Annotated in this window: 5 protein-coding genes; 2 read left to right on the top strand and 3 right to left on the bottom strand. The window is 60.1% G+C overall.

The genetic code is table 11. The features are described from left to right. Positions 1 to 226: 226 nt before the first annotated feature. The 3 genes from HUV30_RS16325 to HUV30_RS16315 are packed head-to-tail and all read right to left on the bottom strand — an operon-like array spanning position 227 to position 21,925. The gene (locus HUV30_RS16325; protein ID WP_174406567.1) at positions 227 to 1,357 is read right to left on the bottom strand and encodes a serine hydrolase domain-containing protein; all 1,131 of its coding nucleotides are present in this window, start codon (positions 1,355 to 1,357) and stop codon (positions 227 to 229) included. After that, positions 1,350 to 5,012 carry an alpha/beta fold hydrolase gene (locus tag HUV30_RS16320; protein ID WP_174406566.1) on the bottom strand — a complete coding sequence of 1,221 codons (3,663 nt, stop codon included), beginning with the start codon at positions 5,010 to 5,012 and terminating at the stop codon, positions 1,350 to 1,352. The genes HUV30_RS16325 and HUV30_RS16320 overlap by 8 nt, the downstream gene beginning before the upstream one ends. Continuing rightward, the gene (locus tag HUV30_RS16315; RefSeq protein ID WP_174406565.1) at positions 5,009 to 21,925 is read right to left on the bottom strand and encodes a non-ribosomal peptide synthetase; all 16,917 of its coding nucleotides are present in this window, start codon (positions 21,923 to 21,925) and stop codon (positions 5,009 to 5,011) included. The genes HUV30_RS16320 and HUV30_RS16315 overlap by 4 nt, the downstream gene beginning before the upstream one ends. Positions 21,926 to 22,473: 548 nt before the next feature. Here HUV30_RS16315 and HUV30_RS16310 point away from each other — a divergent pair. Both HUV30_RS16310 and HUV30_RS16305 read left to right on the top strand, forming a co-directional pair. Further along, the gene (locus HUV30_RS16310) at positions 22,474 to 23,625 is read left to right on the top strand and encodes a KamA family radical SAM protein (RefSeq protein WP_174406564.1); all 1,152 of its coding nucleotides are present in this window, start codon (positions 22,474 to 22,476) and stop codon (positions 23,623 to 23,625) included. Between the two features lie 70 nt (positions 23,626 to 23,695). Continuing rightward, a complete protein-coding gene (locus tag HUV30_RS16305; RefSeq protein ID WP_174406563.1) occupies positions 23,696 to 24,439 on the top strand; it encodes a thioesterase II family protein in 744 nt (247 codons plus the stop codon).

Here is a 24,439-nt window from a genome sequence, read left to right as displayed (position 1 = left end):
CAGCAATGCAAGCCTAAAATGCGGGCGGGAGTTTCAACAGTATCCTTGCCAACACAAAAACGCGGCCCGACTGGATCAGCCGGGCCGCTACGGGTACGGGAAAAACAATTCTGACGATGCTACGGGTATCTTGAATTCTCCACGCGGAAAACGAGCGCCACGCCATCAGGCCCGCGAGAGTGATACAAACTGCCGCCTGTCCATGCTATCGAAGCAAGCTCCCTCCCTAACGCAACTCGTGCAGAATACGCGCTCCAAGGCCAATCGCGTGAGGAATGGCCATTTCGTTATTCACGCTTATGGCCACGGCAATCTTGGTTTTCTGGTCATAGAAATAGGCTGTGCCGAACCCCGGAAAGGAACCGAGCTTGCCTATAAGGATAATTTCCGGATCGCGAAACATGAACAGAGTGCAGCCGTCCAGATAGCTCGTGCTGAAGTTGTCCGTCGGCTGCGAAGAAATCGCCTCGTTGCCGTCATCCAGCACCAGCGGTTCAAGCGGCAGGGTATCCTGCACGTCTTTGCGCAGAATCTTGTCCAGATTGACAAGGCGCACCACATCCGAAGGGGTGGCTTCCAGATTGCCCGTGCCTCTGGCAATGGCAAGGCTTGCCATGATGGGCAGCTGCAGACCGGATGGCTTGCCGTTGGTGTAGCCACTGGCAAGATGCGGAACCACTGCGCTGTCATTGCCCACAAGCAGGGTGCGCATGCCTAACGTGCCCTGAAACAGCGTGGCTATCTGCTTTTCATAGGACTCGCCCGCGACCTTTTCGGCTATAACCGAAAGCATCAGGAATCCGGTGTTGGAATACTGCTGCCGCGTCCCCGGAACAAACAGCAGGGGCTGCGCCCCCACCATGGCAATAAGCTCTTCCGGCGTTCTGTAGCGGGTCATGTTTCCGCAGACATCTTCCAGCCTGAGCATATCCATTATGCCGGAAGTATGCGTCAGCAGATGGCGGATACGGATCACGCTGCCGTCAGGAAACTGCGGGAAAAACCGGTCTATCGTTGTTTCGTATGTGAGCTTTCCTTCTTCAATGAGCCGATGGATCAGCGCAGCGGTGAACACCTTGGTCACCGAGCCTATCTTGAACCGCGACTGCGGGGTCATGGCACAGGCATTTTCCACATTCGCAGTGCCGAATGCGGCGGTTACAGGCTCATCTCCCCCTTTTTCAAGCACAGCTATAGAGATGCCGGGCAGCTGCGGATTGTTCATCGCCTCTGCCCCCAGCCGGAGGATAATCTCATGCACTTTCACGGGATCATATCCGGCCTGTGCAGGAACACATGTCAGCCATATTGCCGAAACACAGCACAGCGCCGCAAACAGCCGTCCGATTTTATTCATGGCTCAGATACTCCAGAATATGATTTGCAATGTTCCCGGCCAATCCGGGGGAAAGCATGCTCTCATGGGTACCCTCGGTCCACTTGAGAGTGATGTTCTCTTCACGCAGAAAAGCGCTCCAGCCTTGATAGATATCATCATCCACCATCATCGGATTGCTGGAGTAATCCAGCGCCCGGATCAGCAGGATGTTGCGCTCCGAACGAGTTGGATTGTCATATCGTGCCGCCGCAATGGCGTTGCTACGGTAGGTATGCAGCAGATTAGCCATCTGCGCAGAGCTGAAACCGAAGGGGAGCAGGCCTGTCTTTTCGCCGCAGGAAACCAGATAGTCCAGCTTTTCATCCCGCGGTAAAGACCTCAGTACGGCCTCGTCAAAATCCAGCGCATCCTGCAACATCCATTTAAGCAGCTCCATATCGTCCTTGGCAGCCATCTGCTTCGCCTTGCTGTTGTCCGCAACGGTATCCAGCACCAGAATGTTCCCGGTCTGCCCTCCCTTGCGGCCAAAGAGACATGCCGTCTCGTAGGCAAGCAGGCCGCCGAAGCTCCACCCGCCGAAAATAATGTCCCTTGTCTCCACCTTGAGAATCTCGTCCAGATAATAGCCGGCGAGGTCCTCCACCCTGTGCAGTTCGGTATTCAGGGTATTGCGCTCAGACCGGAACCCTGCGGCTTCCACGGCATACACCGTGAATCTGTGGCTCAGCAGATCGGCAAGGGCGCTGTAGCAGAATACGCTGCCGCCCACAGGGTGGAACAGGAAGATGTTTTTGCCGCCCTCGCAGTGGCACAGCTTGATGACGGGGCTGTCCTGCACGGCGATTCGGCCTTCGAAAAAGGAAGCCAGACGGGCAATGGTGGGGTTGGCAAAGAGCTCACTCACGGTAAGGTGGACATGCAGTTCCTTTTCGATCAGCGCAATAAGGCGCACAGCCAGAATGCTGTGCCCGCCCAGATTGAAGAAGCTTGCTTCGGCATCCGTCACCTCCACACCGAGCAGCCTGCGCCATATGCCCGCGAGTGCCTCTTCCACCGGCCCATGGGGTTTGCGGCCCCGCACCGCAGACACATTGCCGCTGCCCAGAGGCGAAGGCAGAGCCTTTCTGTCCACCTTGCGGTTGATGTTGAAGGGCAGCTCCACCATGGGCACGATGTAGGCGGGGACACAAAAGGATGGTAACAGCTGGCCGAGATAGTCCCGCAGGGCGTTGCTGTCCACATTGCCTACAACGTATGCGGCAAGGGCCTTTTCTTCTCCCGTGCGGAAGACATCTGCAACCACGGCCACCTGTTTCACTCCCGGAAACCCGGCAATGGCGTTTTCCACCTCGCCAAGCTCCACGCGGTTGCCGCGTATCTTCACCTGCTGGTCTTCACGCCCCATGTAGAACAGCAACCCGCCGCGCGTGTAGCCGTAATCGCCGGTTCTGTAGCAGCGTTCCCCATCCAGCACGGTAAAGGCATTGGGTTCCGGCACATTGCGGTAGCCTCTGGAAACACCGGCACCGGAAATCCAGATTTCTCCGGTCACGGAATCCGGCAGTGGCATGTTTTTTCTATCACGGATGGTGACCTCGCATCCTTCAAGCGGATACCCGATGGGATAAGCGGAAAAGTCACGATAATTGGTGCTGTCTATGCGGAAGGCGGTGGTATCCACCGTGCATTCCGTGGGGCCGTAGACGTTGTAGAGCACCACATTTTCGTTGCCGGGCACGGCGTAAAACTTGCGAATGGTATCCGGCCGCAGAATCTCTCCGGCAAGCAGAATCCGCGACATGGGCAGGGGCTGGTTGCGCTCCGCCAGATACTCCACCAGCACGTTGAAGAAGGCGGGCGTCATGTCGCACAGGTCTATGCCGTGCTTACGCGCGCATTCGCACAATGCGGCAGGATTCTTCCGCTCCGCATCCGAAAGGATATACAGGGGGTTGCCGCAGAAAAGCGACACCGCGATCTGCTGGATGGAGGCATCGAACGAAAGCGGGGCAACCAGCGCGGCATAGCGGGTGTCGCCGGAGAGTGGCTTCAGCGCTCGCAGGATATGCATGAGGTGGCGATGCTCCACCACCACGCCCTTGGGAACGCCCGTGGAACCGCTGGTGTAAACGATATATGCCGCCTGTTCCGGCCGACAGGTCGGCAGAGGGGTGCCGGACCGGCTGCCATGATGCGTATCAAGGTCCCCCCTTGCGAAACGGACAGGACGGCACGCCTGAGCGGGGGTGCCTTGCTTGCGGATGACCACGTCGAAACGGAAATCAGAGAGTTCAACATCGCTTATGGCGGTCCGTGAAATCTCCACAGCCACAGGCACGGAAGATTCCGCAGCCCATTCAGTGAAAAAGCACTCCGGAAGCCACAATTCTTCCGAGGCATCCAGACGCAGCAGTCCGGCATGCAGGCGGCGCGTTGTATTTGCCACATCGTCTGCAACATTATTTGTAACATCTTCTTGGGCGCCGTCCCCAGAACCACCCAACGTACCCGAAACACCTGAAACGCCCGAAGCCCCCGAACTATCCGGCTCCCTGAGCAATTCTTTCAATGTTTCCCGAAAGGATTCGCGCTTTGCCATGTCGCGTACAGCGCCGACCAGCAGGATGCCATCCGGTGCCAGCAGCCCGACCGCATGGTCCAGCACCCGGCGCAGATAGGTGTACCCCGGAAAATTCTCCACCACGCCGTTCAGCACAATGAGGTCGTATTCGGCACCTTCCAGAAAACGGATATCCTCGGCTCCCATCTGGTGCAGCTTCACGTCCCCGGCAACCGGCAATTTTTCCAGACGGTCCAGCTCTATACGAGAAAACTCCACAGCCGTGTAATGGGTAGCGGCAGCACACAGTTTGCCCGCCACCACGCCCGCTCCGCTGCCTATATCCAGCACCCGTCGCTGTGCCTTTCCGGCAAGGGCGCCCTTGGCAAGAATGCCCGCCGCCATCTCTTCCAGCACTGCGGCAGGGAAGGTATCTCCGTGCAGGTAGCGTATCCAGCCCCTGTCCGGTGCGGCTTCGGTCACATGCTCCCAATAGGCCGTGCTGGACAGTTCCGTGCTCTTTTCCCGAACGCCTGCGATATTATCGACATCAATACAGAGAATATGGGCTATCTGCGGCAGACGGTAACGCAGTTCTTCTGCCTCGCGCAGGCAGTGGCTGTCCGTAATGAGCAGGCAGGCAGGTTCAAGCATGGCTTCCTGCCGCGTCACGGGCTGCTCCCGCTCCACCGGCACATAGACAGCACCGGCCCGCATGATGCCGAGGGCCGCCGCAAGATACAGACTGCCCCGTCGGCACAGAACACCCACCACGGCTTCCGGCCCGCATTCTCCGGCCTCGGAGAAACGCGCCGTGACAAACCGTGCCGCGATAAACCGTGCCACAGACGCGGAAAATGCCTCCAGCTCGGCAAAGGTCATGGCCCCCTCGTCGCAGGCAAGCGCTGTGCGTTCCGGGTGGCGCGTTGCCACGTCCATGAACAGCGATTCCAGCGATGCCTCTTCCTGCGGGCAAGTGCCTGCCGTGGAACCCGCAGCGGCCTTTCCCGACGTGCCCCCTCCCGCTGCTTCCGGTCTCGATGCCTCTGGTCTTACGGATTGCGACCCCGGCGCTGCGGGAATGCCGAACTTCAAATCAGATATTTTCATCATGCATTTTCCATGGTTATGCCTTCAAGGAAGAGCGTAAAATAGCCCAGCCAGTCCTGCACCGTCTCTGCTGCCAGCTTCTGCGCATCGTATTCAAAACACAGGGTCATGGCGTCTGCGCCCTCGTGCACGGTGCAGAACAGATCGTATCGCTGTTCCCCGGCGCACATGCCGCTTGCCGGAGCATTTCCGTTACATGCGACGAAGCCGATACGCAGGGAGGATTGCTCATGCACCTGCGGGCTGCCGCCACTGCGCAGGTGGGTACCGATTGCGGCAAGCAGCTCGGCAAACTCCGTATCTTCCATAACCACAAAGGACACCATGCACGGCTCCGGCTGCCCGACTTCCAGTACAAACCGTTCCTGCCCCGTCACCCGGCTCAGCAACGCCCCGAAGGTGGCAAGCACCACCATGGAGACAGGCTCGCCATGCCGTGCCGCGTACGCCTTCACTGCCGCATGAAGCTCCGGCGACAGGGGCCGCTGGACCGGCGGTGTCCCAGAACCATCAACACCGGCAGCAACCCCGACTGCGGCTGCGGGGAGCGGCTCTAGCGCCACCGCTGCAACCACAGGCTCATCGCTGCCGCAGGCCACCATGGCTTCAAGAATGCGCACAAGGTTATGCCCCATGCGGACAACGGTTTCATGCCTGAACAGGTCCGCATAATATTCCAGCGCAAAGCTGATGATCTCTCCCGTATCGCTGGCGAAGATGGAAAGGTCCGTCTTGCTGGCTCCCTTGGTAAAGCGCAGGGCTTCGAACAGTTCGGCCTCGCCGCTGGCAAACTCGAAATTCATGTAGGAAAGGATGACTTCCGAAAGCAGCGACCTGCCAGGGGAAACCGGCGGGTGCAGGTCCGTGAGCAGATTGTTGAGAATGTAGGCGCTGTGCCGCAGGCCGTCGTTGCTTACGCGGCGGCTTTCCGCCAGCAGCTGATTCAGGGTTCCGCCGCTGTCCACGGCAAACCGCAGGGGCAGCAGCGATGCCAGCATGCCCGCCGTGTTGAGGTGCTCACCCCGGCTGTCCACGGTAATGGCGATGACCACATCGTCCGTCTTCGCATACATATGGGCCAGCAACGCCCACGCCGTGAGCACGATGTGGTAGTTGGTCGCACCCTCACGCCGGGCCAGCGCCCTGATGCCGGAAACCAGTTCGGGAGAAAGCGCGAATTCGTGCATGCCCCCGCGGTTTGTGTGCACCGGCGGCCTCGGGAAATCCGCAGGCAGATCAAGCCGGGGAATGCCGCTGCTGAACAGGCTCAGCCAGTATTCCCTGTCTGCGCTGTTATCCTGCGTGAACTGGTACCACGCCATATCCTTCTGCTGCAGGGTTACCGGAGCCAGCTCCTTGCCATGATACAGCCTGAAAAGCTCTGTGTTGATAAGGGATATGGTTCTGCCATCCGCCAGCGCGTGATGGATGTCGTAGAACAGAATGTTCTCCCTGCCGCCCACCACGAGCAGCCGGACCCTGAAGCCCCGCTCCCTTTTCAGATCGAAGGGGGTGATGAAGGCATCCTTGCGGGACAGATCGGGTATATGCGATTCCTCCAGCGTGAAGCCATCAAAGGCATGCACCACCATCTGCGGATGTTCCGTTTCAAAATCGCAGAAGGAGGTACGCAGCACCTCATGCCGCTCGATCAGCGTGGCGATGGCCTCTTCCAGACGTTTTTTGTCCAGATTATCCGGCAGCTTCAGGAAGGCGGGCAGGTTGTAGCCCAGATGGGAATCACCCAGCAGGTCCGCATACAGGATGGAAAGCTGTTCGCGGCCCACAGGGTATTTTTCACGCACAGGAGCGGGAACAGGCCCCACCTGTGCCGGTGCCTTTGCGGGCTCCGTTCCGGCAGCCTTCTTCAACTCTGCAAGGACCCTGTCCATGAAATCGCCGAGGGTATCACTTTCCAGCAGATCGATGACGCTGGCCTTGATGCCGAAGGCCTTGTCCACCCTGCTCACGATACGGGTGCCGGAGATGGAATCGCCGCCGAGATCAAAGAAGTCGTCCTCCCGGGACAGTTCCGCATCATAGCCGAGGCAGTCCTTGAATATGGCAAGCAGTTCGGCCTCTGCATGCGCACCGGCCACCACAGGCGCGGTATCTGCCCCAGCGCTCTGAACCGCATGCTGTTCGGCGGAAGCAATGCCGCCGGCAGGCAGTTCGTGTTCCGCTGACCATGACGCCAGTCGGTACGAGGCCACATCTTCGTCAGACATGGCCACCACTGCCAGCCCCGAAGAGCAGGCAAGGGCCCTTTCCAGCACCCCGAAGGCCTGTTCGGGCGCCAGCGTATGACCATCGCTGGCCGAATGCAGCCGCGCCGCCATGCCCACGCCGGACCACGTGTTCCAACACAGGGCAAGAGCGGGCAGGTTAAGCTGCCTGCGGTAGGCGGCAAAGCTGTTCAAAAAGGCATTGGCCCCCGTATAGTCGCACTGGCCGGGTGCGCCTACCAGCGATGTGCGGGACGATGCCAGCACAAAGAACCGCAGATTGTCCTGCAGGGTTTCGTGATGCAGGTTCCATGTTCCGGTGACCTTGGGCGCAAGCACCGCCTCATAGGCATCGCGTTCCTTGGTGACAAGGAACCCGTCACCGGCAACACCTGCTGCGTGAATGATGCCCTGCACAGGGCCTATTTCGCGGCGGATGCAGCCAAACGTCTCGGCAAGCTGTCCGGCATCCGTGACATCACACTGGTAGGTAGCATACGGCAGGCCGGAGGCAGATGCTGTGCCGCGGTGCAGCAACACCACCTGTGCACCGGTTTGTGAAGTGATCTGCTCCGCCAGCGTCAGCCCCATGCCGCCAAGGCCGCCCGTGATGACGACGCAGCCGTCAGATGCGATGCGACATTCAGGCACGATACAACCTTCAGGCACGCTGCAGCCGGATGAAGGAACACCGGCCCGTTCGAGCCGTCCGACCAGAATATCCCCGTCGGCACTGACGCGATACGCTCCGTCCATATGCCCGAGCGAGGCCATGAATGCGGCAACGGATTCGGGACGGGAGGATTCCAGCTCCGCATACGCCGTGCCGATAAGTGGTTCTTCCTGCTTCAGCGACAGGAGCAGCCCGAGGGCCAGAGCATGTTCCGGCGTGGCCGGATGACCGCCTGCCACACACATGCGGTCCGGATCGTCCGTACAATCCGTGAAGTCTGTGCAGGGGGCAAGGGCGCCGTTCCCCACCGCCGTGATATGTACAGGACGGCGCAGACCGGCACGGGCCACTTCGCGCATCAGACTGCCGAAACTCCATGCGCAGGCATCGTCGGGGAGCAGGCAGACAATGCGGTCCACTCCATCGTGTACTATTGTCGCGGCAAGAGACTGTTGGGCCTCGCGTTCTTGCGGGAACGCCTGCACACTGTCCGCCGCTGCCACGAGCGAATCGCGCAGCGCACTGTAGCGCGCGACAGCCTTATCTCCATCTATACCAGCCACTGCGCACCCAATTGCGTCCAGCACCAGCAGCCTGCCCTGTGCAGGCGGGAATGCCGGTTCCGGACGGACTCTCTGCCAGCCAAGCTCATACAGTTCCGGTTCCGGCCGTGGTCTGCTCTGCGCCGCTGCTGCGGGAATTTCGGCAGGGATTTCACCAAGCACTTCACCAGATAATTCACCAGACATGTGCAGGGGCAAGTGCGGAGACATAAAGACAAGCCCCCGCATCTCAACCAGCACCACTCCGGCACTGTCCGTTATGGTGCAGTCTGCCGTAATCATGCCCGAAAGCCGCTCGGTTATGCGCACATATGCGCAGACAACGGCAGGCAGCGGTTTATGCAGCCTCATCTGTCCGCATTGCGCGGGGATGAAGCCGGGCGCGCCATGCAAGGCAAGGCTTGCGGCAATATCCATCATGGCGGGATGCCATTTGTAGGTGTACATGTCGTGCCGGAATTCTTCCGGCAACGACAGGCGGGCCAGCAGTGCCGAGCCGTCTTCCGACACCAGCAGTTCCTCGCGGCAGTGCCAGCGCCTGCCGATGGTCACAGGTGCAGCCCCGCCTTCCGGAGCCTGCTCATGCATAAAGCTGCGCAATGCGGCGACATCCAGCACGGAGGCCGGAGCGGCCCCGATATACGCCGTGGCGCTTACAGCCGTATCCCATTCTCCGTTTCTGCCATGCCGCAGGCTGAGCGCAAACCCTGCACCCTGCGGTTTCACAAACAGGGTGGCCCTGCTGCCTTCTTCATGGGTGACAAGGCGCTTCCAGCGCAGGTCTTCCATGACAAGGCTGCTTGATCCCAGCGCCTTGCCAGCAAGCTCTGCCATACCCATGCCCACCAGCGTGGGAATGCCCTGCAACCGGTGCTCGGCCACGGGCCAGAAATCCGCACGGTCAATGGCCACCGAATAGGCCATGCCGTCGGGGGTTTCCACAGGAGCGGAAAGCACCGTATCGGCAAATCGGGGCCACAGGCTTGTCCGGTCAAAAGGCGTTGCAGGCAGATGCACGCGATGCAGAGGCACGTCTTCCGGCCAGAGGGGAGTTGCCCCCTGCAGATAGGCCTGCGCAATGGTCTCGGCTGCGGCCTGCCCGGCAAAACCAACGATCTGCACGCCCGACTGCCTTTCCCTGCCGCAGTGCACAGGACGGATGTCACCGCCAAGCTGCTCCACCAGTGCCGCGACGGAATCCACCACGAACGCGGCGCGCACATTCAAATGTTCACGCCCTGCAACAAGCGTTGCGGCCACGGCATGCAACGACACCTGCCCGTTGCGGACAAGGGCATCACGCAGATTACGGCAGTATGCGCGCAAACCGGCCTCGCTGCCTGCGGAAAGGGGAACGCAGTACCACATGCCTGGGGTTTCCGGCTGCGGGGCATGCTCCTCGTCTTCTCCGTGTCCCCCATATTCTCTAAGGACAATGTGCGTATTCACGCCGCTCAACCCGAAGGAGCTGACACCGCAATGCCACGGCCTGCCATACGGGGCCAGCGGCTCAAGCGAGCGGGCCACCCGCACCGGAGCCGCGTCAAAATCGATATGGGGATTGGGCGATGCAAAGTGCGGCTGCGGGGGCACAAGGCCCTTGCGGAGAGACAGCACGGCCTTGGCAAGACCGGCGGCACCGGCGGCCGCATCCAGATGGCCTATGTTGCCCTTCACCGAGCCGATCAAGGCCTTGGGTTCCGGTCGCACTCCGGCGCGGGCAAAGGCTGTTGTGAGCCCTTCCACCTCCACGGGGTCGCCAAGCACGGTGGCCGTGCCGTGCGCCTCGAAAAAGCTCATGGCAGAAAGCGGAACACCGGCATTGCGGGCCGCAAGGGTGATCACCTCTGCCTGTGCATCGGGGTTGGGGGCTGCCATGCTGGACGAGCGGCCATCCTGATTGACGGCACTGCCCGCGATGACGGCATGAATGGCATCGTTGTCGCGCACGGCCGCATCGAGCAGCTTGAGCACGAACACTGCCGCGCCTTCACCCGCTCCCACGCCGTCTGCCGCAGCATCAAAGGTTCTTGTCCTGCCGGAAGCAGCCTCGATGGTGAAGGCCGTGTCGCTCTTCACCGGCAGATCAATGGTGTGCACCCCGCCCGCAAGCGCAACGCAGCTTTCTCCCGAACGCAGGCTCTGACAGGCATCGTGCACAGCCTTGAGCACCGACGAGCAGGCCGTATCCACCGTGGCCGCAGGCCCGCTCCAGTTCTTGAGATAGCTCAACCGCGCCACCACGTTGGAAGGCACGTTCAGCAGATATATCTGCTCGGACTGGTCGGGGAATGCACGGGTGACGGCATCCTGAAACAGTCTGTAGGGGCTGGCACCCACAAAGGTACCCACGTTCCGGTTTTCAAGGGCTGCGCCGCCATAGCCCGCATCATCGAGGGCCTGTGCTGCCACTTCCAGAAAGAGGCGCTGCTTCGGGTCCAGCATGCTTGCATCGCCGGGAGAAAGGCCGAAACGCCTGTGGTCGAACGAAGAAATATCTGCAAGATACGCCGCCTCGCGCAGCTTTGCCGCATCAAAGGCATAGCCCACGGCCTCGAAAATCTGGCGCACTTCCCTTTGCCGCCTTTCCGGCAGGGGAATGTTCTTGTCTACCCCACCTGCAAGGTCTTCCCAGAAGCGCTCGGCGTCTTCGTAGTCTCCCACGCGCACAGCCATACCGATGATGGCCACAGGGGCATGGTGGTCCGCCAGCGTCGTGGCCGGAGCAACCTGACGTACACGAATCTGTTCGACACGGTCCTGCTCGGTACGGCTCGCCTCAATCCGCTGTGCCTGCTTGCTGATGGAACTGTCCGCAAACAGACCCGCGAGAGAAAACACCCCAGGCCAGTGCTCCTCCAGCAGGGCATGCAGCTGCACCAGCAGCAGGGAATTGCCCCCCGCATCAAAGAATCCCAGCTCAGGGTCGGCCACCGCCACTTCCGGCATCACGCGGTGCCAGAGACTGCGAATGGCATCGTGCAGCGGACTTTCATCCGCTTGCACAAAATCAGCCGGAGACTGCAACAATCTGCCCTGCATGGCCTTGCGATCGGCCTTGCCCGAGGGGCTGAGAGGAATGACATCCGCAAGGCGGAACAGCGACGGCTGCATGTATTCCGGCAGCATGGCCGCAAGCTCGGTGCGCAGTTGTCCGAGCGTCAGCGCTGCACCCGCATGGGGCAGCACAAAGGCTTCCAGAGCGTCGTATCCGCCCACACGGCAGACGCGCACAACGGCCTGCGACACGCCGGAGCAGCGGTTCAGGGCAGCTTCCACCTCACCAAGTTCGATGCGGAAACCGCGAATCTTGACCTGATCGTCGTTCCTGCCGAGGTATTCGACATTGCCGTCCGCAAGCCACCTGCCAAGGTCGCCCGTGCGGTACATACGGCTGCCGGGGAAGAACGGGTCGGACAAAAAGCTGCGTTCCGTCAGGTCCGGCCGGTTCACGTAGCCTCTGGCCACCTGAATGCCGCTTATATACAGCTCTCCGGTCACACCGGGGGGGACAGGCCGCCGCTGCGCATCAAGCACATACAGGCGGGTGTTGCTCACAGGCCTGCCGATGGGAACGGCGCGGGTAATGCTGCCGGTGCAGGGGTACCACGTTACGTCTATGGCCGCTTCCGTGGGGCCGTAGAGGTTATGCAGCTCCGCCTGCAGCAGGGCATTCCACCGTTCTGCAAGGTCTGCGGGCAGTGCCTCGCCGCTGGTAAAGACGTAGCGCAGGCTCGCAAGCCTGCCGACCTCTTTCGGATTGGCCTCAAGATAATCCAGAAATACCCGAAGCATGGAGGGCACAAAATGCAGCACCGTAACGCGATTTGCGGCAACGGCGGCAACAATTTTCGCGGGGTTCTTTTCCCCTTCCGGTTCCAGCAGGGCAAGCTCCGCACCGCACCACGACCACCAGAACAGCTCCCATATGGAGACATCGAACGAAATGGTCGTCTTCTGCAAAATGACATCGCCCTGCCCGATGGGGAAGCGCGACTGCATCCACAGCAGGCGGTTGCGCAGGCTGCGGTGCTCTATCTGCACGCCCTTGGGCCTTCCGGTGGAACCGGAGGTGAACAGCGTGTAGGCCACGGAATCAGGAGCAATATCCTGCGGGGCGCATTCCGCTGCGGGCAGGGATGCCATATCCGGCACCAGCACCTGCTGACCGCAGCCTTCAAACCGGTCTGACAGATGGGCAGCCGTGATTACCGTGCATCCGCCAAGGTCTTCGAACATGGATTGCAGACGGGCCTGCGGCAACGTGGCGGAAAGTGGAACATATATCGCGCCGAGACGCATGACGGCAAAGACGCCGAGCATCATCTCCACTGATCTGTCAAAGCAGATGCCCGCATACTGCCCCTTCCCAAGTCCCTGCGCCGCAAGATGCGCGGCAAGGGCGGATACCCGCGCATCCATCTGCGCATACGAAAGGGCCTGCCCCGTATGATCCCGCATGGCCATGGCCTGCGGCGTCTTCGCCACCTGTTCGCGGAAGCAGCTGTCCACGTCGCGTTCGGTGTCAAAGGGCTCATCCGTGGCATTGAAGCCGGCAAGCAGGGCCGTTTCCCGTTCCGGCATGACGGCAAGCGCATGCAGGGGGGCTGCGGGCCGTTGCAGCACGTCATCAAGCAGAACGCTCAGACGCTCGCCCATGGCACGGATGGTATCCTCCCTGAACAGCTCCGTGCAGTATTCCAGATGCACCTCAAAGCAGTCCGGAGCTGTTTCCCTGAAATAGAGACTGAGGTCGAACTTGCTCGTGTTGTGCGGTACGGACACCGCCTCCATGCGCAGAGGGTCGCGGTCATACACGGCCCACGATGCATCCTCCAGCGCCACAAACACGTCAAAGAGCGGATTGCGGGAAAGGTTTCTCTCCACCCCCAGCACGTCAATGACCTTTTCAAAGGGGTATGATTGCGCGGCAAGGGCGCGCTGCAGCACAGCCTGCTCCTGATGCACAAGGGTGGTGAAGTCGCGCTGCGCATCCAGCATGGTGCGCACGGCCAGCGTGTTCACGAACAGGCCGATCATGTTCTGCACCTGATCGTGCTCCCTGTTCGCGGCGGTGCAGCCGATCACGATATCCGGCTGCCCGGTGTGACGGAACAAAAACACCTTTACCAGCGCGAGCAGCGCAGGGAACAGCGTGCACCCCTGCTCCGCCACATAGCGCCGGAGTCCCTGCACCTGCTCGGGACGCAGGGCAAAGACATGCACCCCGCCCGCATAATCCTGCACGGCCGGTCTGGGCATATCCAGCGGCAGGGGCAGGCGCTCGGGTAAGGGCAGCAGGTCCTGCCGCATGGCCGCAAAATCAGGGGATTCCTGCGTTGCCCCCCATTCCGCATAGCTGACGTAATCAATATCCAGCGGTTCCCATGCCGGAGTGCTTCCGTTCATGACCGCCTCATAGGCACGGTTCAGATCGCGCAGGAACACCTCGGACGACCAGCCGTCGAAAATGATGTGGTGAAAGCAGAACGCAAGAACTGACGTACCTTCCGGCGACTGGTACAGGGCAACGCGGACAAGGGGATTGTCAAAGCCGAACGCCATGGGCAACACCACGCGGGCAGCCTGCACACAGGCTCCGGCATCCGGCAATTCATGATATTCGAGCTGCAGGCTGCCAGAAGCCGCAAATCTCTGCTCGGGCGTATCTGCGGACACCCGCAGGCGCAGCGCGGAATGCCGTTCCTCGACCAGCAAAAGCGCCTGCTGCAATACGGCGCGGTCAACGGGGGCAAAAAGGCGGGCGGCAAAGGGAATAAGGTATACCCGGCCATCCTCGTGCAGCCGCTGCAAAAACCACATGCGCTGCTGGCTGGAGGAAAGCGGATATACATCCCGTTCCGGCAGCAGGGGGATGCGGGCGGCAACAGAGGCTTCCTGATCTTTGACGGACGCTATATGCGCCGCCAGACTGCGGGGAGTGCAGAAGGTCAGAATATCACCCACGGAGACTTTGACGGACAACTGTTTGGACAACTGCGCCAGCAGACGCATGGCCAGCAGACTGTTACCACCCAGCAGGAAGAAGTCTTCTTCCGCTGAAGCGATCGGGCAGTCCAGCACGGCGGCATAGCTTTCCATCACCACGGACTCGATATCGGCTCCGGCTCCGCATTCAGGAGCCTCCGCAACCGGCTGAACCGATACAGCATGGCCCGCAAAGCTTTCGGCTGCCTTCTCCGATACGGGCAGGGCGGCACCGTCACGAATGCAGGCTTCCAGAGCACCGCAGGGTATTTCAAGCGAGGCTGCCACACGCTGCAGCGCGGCAAACAAGCGCTCCTGCAAGGCCTGAACACGTTCAGCGCTCATGCTGCCGGGATCATACAGGAACCTGAACCGCAGACTTGCTCCAGGAATGACTGAAATGCCGAGTGGATAGGGAATTTTCTCATATCCTTCCACCTTCAGCATTTCCAGCCTGCCCCCGTCGAGCACCGGGTCGAAGGGGTAGTTCTCGAACACCATGAGATGATCGAGCAGATTCCTGCCCATCTCTGCCAGCGGCAGATACCCGTGCCGCATCTGTTGCAGGCTCTGTTCCTTCACGTCCGCGAGCACGTCGGCAAACATGGCGTCCTCAGACCAGCGAACCCGCAAGGGCAGCGTCTGGATGAACAGACCCACGGCACGGTCTATTCCCGGCACTTCCGCCGGACGGCCGGATGTGACCAGACCGAACACCACGTCGCGGCGGTACCCGTTTTCCACACCGAGCAGCAACGCCCACACGCTCTGCACCAGCACGGGCAGCGTTATGGATGCCGCGGCGGCGGCCTCCTGCAAGGCGGCGGTGAGGGAAGCATCAATATCCCGTTCCAAAGTTTCAGGCTCGCCCGCATCCTGCGCGGAATAGCCTTCCGCAATCCCTGTCAGGGGGACAAATCCATCAAGAAGGGAAGACCAGTAGGCCCGCGCGGCCTCTTCATCAAACAGGGTGCGCCAGCGGCCGTATTCTGCCAGCGGCACCGCAGGGGGCAGTGCCTCGGCCGAACGTCCGATCGGACGTCCGGCCAAACGGGCATGCTCGCTCAGCAGCTCATGCATGAGAATGCCTATGCACCAGCCGTCCATGAGCAGATGATGGAAACACCAGCTCACCACAACACGGTCCGCATCAAGCCGGAACAGCTGCGACCTGAGCAGGGGGCCTGCGGCAAGGTCGAAGCCCCGTTCCCGCTGTTCCAGCAGCAGGCGGGCCATGCTTTCAGCGGCCATGGGCGCGGGCAAATGCGAAAGGTCGTGATATTCCGCGCCCAGCCTGCCGTGACGCATCACCACGCGGTAAAACTCGCCTGCATGGGGCATGGGGTAGAGGGAACGCAGACTTTCGTGACGATCCACTACCCTGTTCCATGCCGAAAGGAGCAGAAAGTCCTGCACGTCTCCCCGAAGATGAAAGCTCACCTGCTGCGTGTAGCTGCCCTGATCGGGCGTCAGCGCCTGATACAGCATGGGCTCGTGGCAGACATCCGGCAGGCGGATGGCCTCTATCTCTTCAGGTGTGCAACGGCACAGCTCACCTATCCTCGCCTGCACCCCGGCAGACACGGGCGGGCTGTATGCCGGAAGCGATGCCAGCGCCTCGGTCATCCTGCCCATAAGGCCATCTACCCACTCCTGCGAGAGGTCGCAGGGACTGAAATAAGCGCCCAGATGCAAGGTGCCTGCCTCGTCAAAATACGCGCTCAGTTCCAGCGGGCTGTCCGGTACAAAGTCCGGGTGCAGCAGTTCGGAAATGGCTCCGGGCACGGCCAGAGACATCTGCGTGGTTGCCTTGCTGCCCGTGCCGGAGGCAACCGTGCCCAGATAGTTGAGGCAGATACGGGCATCTACCGCAAACCGGGCCGGATCTTTCAGGCGCAGATAGCCGTAGGCGTTGCTGTTGCGGGCGGTAAAGTGCTCCTTTATCCACGGCTGCACGCCCTTGCGCGCCTCATGGACACTGACGGAAGGCACAATCGGCATCGGGCAAAGCGCCGTGAACCAGCCAAGGCTCAGGGAGGCGTCAAACCCAGGCAGCAGGGCATCGCGCCCGTGACTTTCCAGTGTGACAAATACCGGCCGTGTCTGTGTCTGAGTCTGTGTCTGCCCCTGTCCCTGCCCATGCAGGGCGCAGGACAATGCTGCCAGAATATCCGAAAGCGGTGACTGCGAGTAGTCAGACCGGAAGCCGGAAAGCGACCTTGTAAGATAGATGCGGTCGCCAGCGCCGCGACCTTGCCTGTCAGCACCAAGATCTTGCCCCTGGGGGGGCCGACCATCATCTGTGTTGCCGGCATCCGGGCCGTTCAGCAGACCGGCAAGCGTGCCGTGCGGCGTATCGCACACGGATTCCCAGAAAAGGCGCTCTTCTTCAGAAGGGAAGCTGCCCTCCGCGACCAGCCGGTCCATTTCCACGGCTCTGGTGGCCATGCCGAAGCGCTCTCCTGCCCTTTCCCCGCCCTGACAATGGGCGAGCAGGTCACGACGGAGAATATCGAGGGAGATGACATCAAGCACCAGATGGTGCCCTGCCAGCAAAAGGAACCGTTCGCCGTCCTGTTCTGCCAATGCAGCCCCGAAGGTTCTGCCCGCCTCGGGATCAAGCCCTGCAAAAACAGCACGGGCCATGGCCCTGAACAGGCTCAGGCTGTCCGCCGCCGGAGTAAACCCTTCATGCAGGCATACGGTTTGCGGGACAGGCAGCAGACGCGCCCCGTCCGGAGAAAAGGCAAGCCGCAGCGACTCGAACCGCTCAGGGAGCGAGGCCAGCCACGCTTGGATACCCTCGCGGGTAACTCCGGCCTCAAGCGCCAGAGGCAGCGCCATGAAATAGTGCTTCCAGTGCTCGGGATGCCCGTGCACGAGCGCATGCTGAATGGGAAGAAGCGGAATCAGGCTGCCTGCCTGCGGCTGCCGGTATGCGACCTTGTCTGGTGAGTCGACTGTACCTGCCGTAGCCAATTCACCGGCACGCTCCAGCAGCGCGCAGAGGTCTCCGAAATTCGGTGTGCGCAGAAAATCCGCAGCCGCAAGGCCCGTAATGCCCTGACGGAGCAGACTGCCGGTAATCTGAATGGCCTTTATGGAGTCTCCGCCGTAGCGGAAGAAGTCGCTCTGCGCCTCGGGTGCGGAATGGAGCACCTCCTGCCATATTCCGGCCAGTGCTTCCACGGGCGAAAGGGGCGTTCCGGCATTGCCGTTGAATGCCAAATGATCTGCCTGACAGTCTGCCAGTTGGTCTTTCAGATGGTCTGCCAGATGATCTTTCAGATGGTCTGCCAAATATTCTGCCATCGCCTCCAGCAACTGCCGCAGCAGAGAGTCTCCATCGGGAATGCTCCCCATGTCGTGCTCAAGAAAGACTCCGGCATGCACCCCCGTCCGCAGGATGAAGCTGGCGGAAAATTTGCTGGCACGGAGCCGGGGTTCCTTCTGCCGCAGGCTGAGGCCCGGTTCCACTCTGTCTTCCTGATGCACCTGCGTGACCAGCACCTCGGGCATCGGCATAATGGGGCAATAGCGGCTGCGCGCCACACCATCCCTGAGCTGGCCTGCCACATCCCTGACGACCGCCTCGATATCCGACCCCTCGTCCGCCCTGCCGGATCGAATCAGCAACGGCACCGTGTTCACAAAGAATCCGGAGGTACGAAATTCTTCCTGTGTTTCCCGCAAGCCCACAGGAATGCCTATCCGCAGGGAATCGACTCCGTAGCGGGAGCAAAGAAAACGCGCCACCAGTGAGGTGAATACCGCCAGCACGCCGGTACCGGTTCTTCTGGCGAAACCATCCAGTCCTTCCATAAGGGCTGCAGGCACGGGCAGGCCGACCATGGCGCCGGAACGGTTCCGCACAAAGGGAAGTGCGGCAGTCTCGCCGGACATCCCTTCCCAGTAGGCCTTGTCGGCCTTGTGCGCATCCGACCGGCGATACTCTTCTTCCCTGCGGCAAAACGCGACCTGTGTGGACAGCTGCCCCTTCGCGGGCGTTTCGCCGTGCAGAATCCGCAGTGCATTGTCCTGCAACAGTTCCAGACTCTCCCCGTCCCCGACGATGTGGTGCATGAGCACCAGCAGCAGAAAGGTATTGCCGGGCAGCCTTGCCGCTTCCAGACGCACAGGCAATTCCGCGCGCAGATCAAAGGGAATGTGGATGCGACCGTCAAAATGGCGCATGGCGGATTCCGCATCGGCAAAATCCGTCATATGCAGGGGAACAGACCTGCCGCTGCGGACAAACCGCGGACGGTCAACATCACCTGCTATGGTACAGCAAAGCAGCTCCTGCCCGTTCACGGCCTGACGGAAGGCATCAAGAAACGCCGCCGCCTGTTCGCCGCGAATATCCAGTATGAGGGGCATGTTGTAATCAATGGAGCCGTAGTTGGCCTGCTGATACGCCCAGACCCGAAACTGGGGGCTGCTGAGTCCCGCTTCATCGGTCCCGCCTGTGGGCCCCTGCGGAACAGCCTCCCTGACCATGGTCTGCAAGGCGTACAGGGTGTCGCAGGTCACAAACTGGCGGAAGGCAATATCCACGGTAAAGGTGGTGCGGATGGCATGCAGCAACCCCATGGCTGTGAGGCTGTTGCCCCCCTGATCGAAAAAGCTCACCTCGGGACGGCAGGCAACGCCCAGCGCCTGATCGCACAAGGCGCGCAGCTGCGGGTCCAGCTCCTGCTGTGCGGAATCGGCACGGGAAACCTTGAGCTGTTTTTTCAGTGCGTTGCGGTCCACCTTGCCTGTCGGCGTCATGGGCATGGCCGGCACTTCATGCCAGAAAGAAGGAATCATGTAGGCGGGCAGGTTCTCACGGCACCACGCAACCACCGTCTCTGCGGTGCTTCCCGCATGCAGCACCAGAAATGCGGCCAGCGCGGGCTGGTCCGAGGCATCGCGCACAACCAGAACCGCAGCCTGACTCACTCCGGGGCAGCGTTCCAGCAGGAATGCCGCCTCGCCAAGCTCCACCCTGTTGCCTCTGATCTTCACCTGATCATCTGCGCGGCCAACCAGCACTATCTCGCCTTGCACAGACCAGAGCGCAAGGTCGCCCGTGGCATAGGCGCGCGGTTCGCCAAGCTCCGGCAAAGGGCGGAAGCGCGCTCCGGTAAGCTCGGCATTGCCGTGATAGCCAAGGGCAACGCCCGCACCGCCTATCCAGAGTTCTCCCACCATGCCCGCAGGCAGCGCGCGGCCTTCGGCATCAAGAACGTATGCCGTGCCGTTGGGAATGGGGCGGCCGGACGTGATGGGCAGAGGCTCATCAGGCGCAACCCGCTTCATGGAAGCGCAGACGCATGCTTCCGTGGGACCGTAGGCATTGAAATAGTCCAGCGTGGCTGCATGGTGCAGCGCATCCGCTGCAACGGGCGGTTCTCCGGCGGTGATGAGCACCCGCAGGCCGGGGAAGAATTCCCTGTCGAAGAGGTGCAGATATGACGGAGGAAAGGTGACAACGCTGATTCTGTTATCCGCCATATACTGCCGCAGCCCCCACGGCTCGTTGCGGCTGGCATCGCTGACCGGATACAGGCAGGCACCCGCGTGCAAAGCCATGAACATCTCGGAAAGCGAGGCATCGAAAATGAGCGGGGCAAACTGCAGCACACGGTCCACATCCGTTATGCCGAAGGTTTCCATCTGCCCCTGAATCATGTTCACGAAGCCGGCGTGGGGGGCGACAACCCCCTTGGGCCGACCGGTCGAGCCGGATGTGTAGATGAGATAGGCAGGGCTTTCAGGCGATACGGCCGGAGCCTGCCATGTCATTTCTGGCGAACTGCCCGCCTGCGGCACAGTCCTGTAGGAAAGGTCGGCAGGGTCCACGGTGAACACGGCACCGGCATCTGCCAGAATGTAGGAAAGACGATCTTCCGATGCCTTGGGATCCACCGGCAGATACACGGCCCCGCAACGCAGTATGCCGAGCACTATTTCCGGCAGGTTGATACACCGCCCGGCCATGACGGCGACCACGTCGCCCGGCGTTACGCCGTTATCTGCCAGCCACGCGGCGCACATGCGGGAATATTCCTGCACATCCGCATAGGCCAGCACGGAGCCCTGTTCATCCCGCACGGCAGGGTGCCGCGCAAACCGTCCGGCAACGGCATCAAAAAGGTCGTGCATGGTTGCTACGGCATAGTCACGCCGCTCGCCCCGCTGCCACACGGCCAGCTCCCGCGCCTCTTCTTCCAGCAGGTAGGTGAGCTGCGGCACTTCCACTCCGGCGGCCAGCTGCTCTGTCAGCAGTTCAAGCCTGCGCACATAGCGTTCCGCATCCTGCCTGCTGAAGTGGTTGCGGCAACTGCGCACGGTTATGGAAAAACGGCCGGTCTCCGTCTCGCGCATGATCATGCCGCCGAAGAGAGTGGGCTCCTTTTCACTATGCCACTGAAACGCTTCCAGTATGGGAAACGAGGGGCTGCCCTTGGGCGTGCCGGGCAGAAAATTGGTAAAGGTATCTGCCACGAACGATAGATTCTTGTGGGGGAGTTCCCGCATCGCCAGCTGATACGGCGTAAGAATGTGCCTGTAAAACTGGCCGTTCTGGGCAACAATGTCGGCGCACAGCTCCCCGAAGGTTTCGTGCTTGCGCAGATCTGCCAGAACGGGAGGCATGGCAATCTGCGAGCCCTGCCGTCTGGCCGGTACCTTGCGCTCGCCATATGCAACCGGCGTCTGGATGACTATTTCCTTCTCCCCGGTCATGAAGGAAACCACAAGAGCATGCAGCGCAGTAAAATAGACGTTGGGTGTCAGGCTGTTATCGGCAAGGTAACGTTCTATGCGGGATGATGTTTCGTCACTGAAGGCATATTTGTCGAAACGGGTATTCCCGAGCATGTCGGGGTAGCCCGGACGAGCCCTGAAAATGCGTTTTTCCGGCAGCCTTTCCAGATGCGCCCGCCAGTACGCCATGTCTTTTTCAAAACGGGATGATTCACGGTGCGCGCACTCTTTGCGGTATACCTCGTCAAAGGCACAGGGTTCACCGAAATCCGGCTCCTGCCCCTGCGCCAGTGCGTGGTAGATATCAGCCAGAAAGGCCGCATGAAAAAAAGATCCCAAACCGTCCATGACGATATGGGAACTTTTAAAAGCCAGTGTGCTCTCGTTTTTACCGGTATGTATAAGCGCGTAGCGGATGAGGCAGTCGCTATCCACCGGCTCTTCGAAGAACACGGTGAGGTATTCCTTTACAGCGCGTTCCGGATTTTCATGCTTGCTGAAATCAAGAAAGCGCACATCCGGCTCCAGACCAGTACCCGCTGCAAAATAGGGTTCTGCCCCGTGCGTGATTATCGATGCATTAAGAAGAGGGGTGTGCCGCAGGGCAAAGCGCACCGCCTGACGCAGAAGGTCAGGAGAAGCAAGGCACCCCACCCTGAAGCGGGCAAGGTTCACTACTTCCGAATAGCCGGAAAGCGACGCCTGGCATGACAACCACAACTCCTTCTGCCCGCTGGTAAAAGGAATCAATACTGCCAAATCTCCATCCAACTCAATGTCTTTCATGGATAACCTCGCTACCATGCTGGACTATCCCACTCACAAAAGCTTCGCAAGTTCAACTTGCAGTAAACGGAATGTAGTAAAACGTAGACCTTGCACGCAGCCACCATCATAATAAGACATACTATTGTTTGTAAGGAAATTACCCTGTGCAACCGCCGCCATTATATATAACGGTGTGCGCCATACTCCATCGGCGGCACGGCAAATAACGACAAAAACGCCTGCAGTAACACTCTCAACCGGAAAAAGTGCCTTGCCTGACGGTTCAGAAGTTCGCAAGTTTCACCTGTACAGCCGTTTCTTACAGTTATTAAGAAAGGCAACGATCTGACTTGTATTTCAAAATGCCCTCGTTTTCCTTGAAAACCTCTATGCAACTGCGGCTTGTTCCTATAATTGTACCGTGTTTGAATGTTAGGCATGAGATACCTGCAAGACATACGGGGCAGCAATCCGGACAAAGGGAGCCCACCAGAATGAACGGGGAAACAGACTGGACACAGGCAGACTGGACACGAACAGATTGGAAAAAAGAACTCTCCAACAACGTGACAACCGTTGATCAGCTCAAGGCACATGCCGTCTTCAGTGCGGAAGACGAGCAGGAACTCAGGCGGGTTGTAGAAGTACACCCCATCAATATTCCCAGATACTACCTTGGGCTCATCAACAGGGACGACCCCGCAGACCCCATCCGCAGGATGTGTTTTCCCAGCACTGAAGAGCTGGTCGTGGTCGGCTCCATGGGCGAGACCACAACCGATCCCTACGGTGACGACAAACACGACAAGGGCAACGGCGTGCTGCACAAGTACGATTACACGGCCCTTGTGGTGGCTACGGAATACTGCGCCATGTACTGCCGCCACTGTTTCCGCAGAAGAATAGTGGGCCGCCGCAGCGATCAGGTGCTGAAGGATTTTACCGGCGCACTGGAATATATTGCCGGACACCCCGAAATCACCAACGTCATTCTTTCCGGCGGCGACCCGCTGATGCTGCCGACTCCGGTGCTCAGGCGCATGCTCATGTCGCTGGCGGAAATCGAGCATCTTGATTTCGTGCGCATCGGCTCGCGCGTTCCCGTCACCTTTCCCGTCCGCATTTTCGAAAACGACCTCACCGATCTGTTGCAGGAATTCAACAATCATAAACCCCTGTATGTGGCCACCCACTTTAACCACGCCCGCGAGATAACCCCCACCTCTGCCGAGGCCATACGCCGCATACGGAAATGCGGGGCCACCATAAACAACCAGGCCGTGCTGCTGCGGGGTGTGAACGATACCGCGCACGACCTTGTGGATCTTATGAACGGCCTGCTCGGCATAGGGGTTAATCCCTATTATCTCTACCAGTGCATGCCGGTTTCGCGCGTGCGCCACCATTTTCAGATTCCCCTGAAGCAGGGTATAGCAATCGTGGACAGGGCCAGAGCCGATCTCAACGGCTACGGCACGCGCTTCAAATACATCATAGGGCACGACGTGGGTAAGCTTGAAATCTGCGGCATGATCGACGGCAAGATCGTGCTCAAGCAGATACATGCCCGCTCGGGGCATGATGAACAGGCATCGCGCCTCATCATGCAGGAACTGGATGACGAGGCGGGCTGGGTAACCCTGTAGCGGCCCGATGGGCGCTCCCCCCCTTGAGATAGACAACTCCCGGCGAACCTGCCGGACACACGGATAGAATATGGCACCAGAAACGACCGCAACATTGTTCTGCATTCCCCACGCCGGAGGAAGTGCAGCCCACTATACACAACTCAGGTCCTTTCTTCCGGACACCCTGCGCCTGCACCCTCTGGAACTTCCCGGCCGCGGACGGCGTCATAACGAGCCCCTGCACACCAGTATGAGCACTCTGTGCAACGATCTGCTCGATGCCATACGGCCTGAAGCCGAAGCCGCCCCCTATGCCATTTTCGGCCACAGCATGGGTGGCCTGCTCGCCTTTCTCTGTGCCATGCGCGCCGCAGAGCGGAACATGCCCCTGCCCAGAAGGCTTTTTCTCTCAGCAACAGCTACGCCCGAAAGCCCCCGGTTCATGCCCGACATCACGGGTCTGCCATGCGCCCAACCGTCGTTTGAAGAACTCTCGCCCGAGCAACTTTGGGAGCATGTGGTAGAAATGGGCGGCATACCGCAGTGTGTGGCCTCTTCCGATGAATTCCGCAGCTACCTCATGCCTGTCCTGCATGCGGATTTCACCGCCGTCACCTCATGGAAGCCGCAGGGAACCATCAAGCCCATCCCCGTACCCATCACCGTATTTCTGGGTGAAGAGGATTTTCTCACCAAGGAAAAGGCTGCCGAATGGCAATCCCTGACCACAGTTGATTTTTCCCTGCACCTCTTTCCGGGTAACCATTTCTATCTGCAGGAAAACTGGGCCGGTCTTGCGGACTGCATAAAGCAGCGACTGGGACAAAGGTAA

It is taken from the genome of Desulfovibrio subterraneus (assembly GCF_013340285.1).
In the GTDB taxonomy this organism is placed as follows: Bacteria; Desulfobacterota; Desulfovibrionia; order Desulfovibrionales; family Desulfovibrionaceae; genus Halodesulfovibrio; species Halodesulfovibrio subterraneus.
The sequence above is the reverse complement of the archived record's forward strand: the minus strand, read 5'-3'. Positions and strand labels throughout refer to the sequence as shown.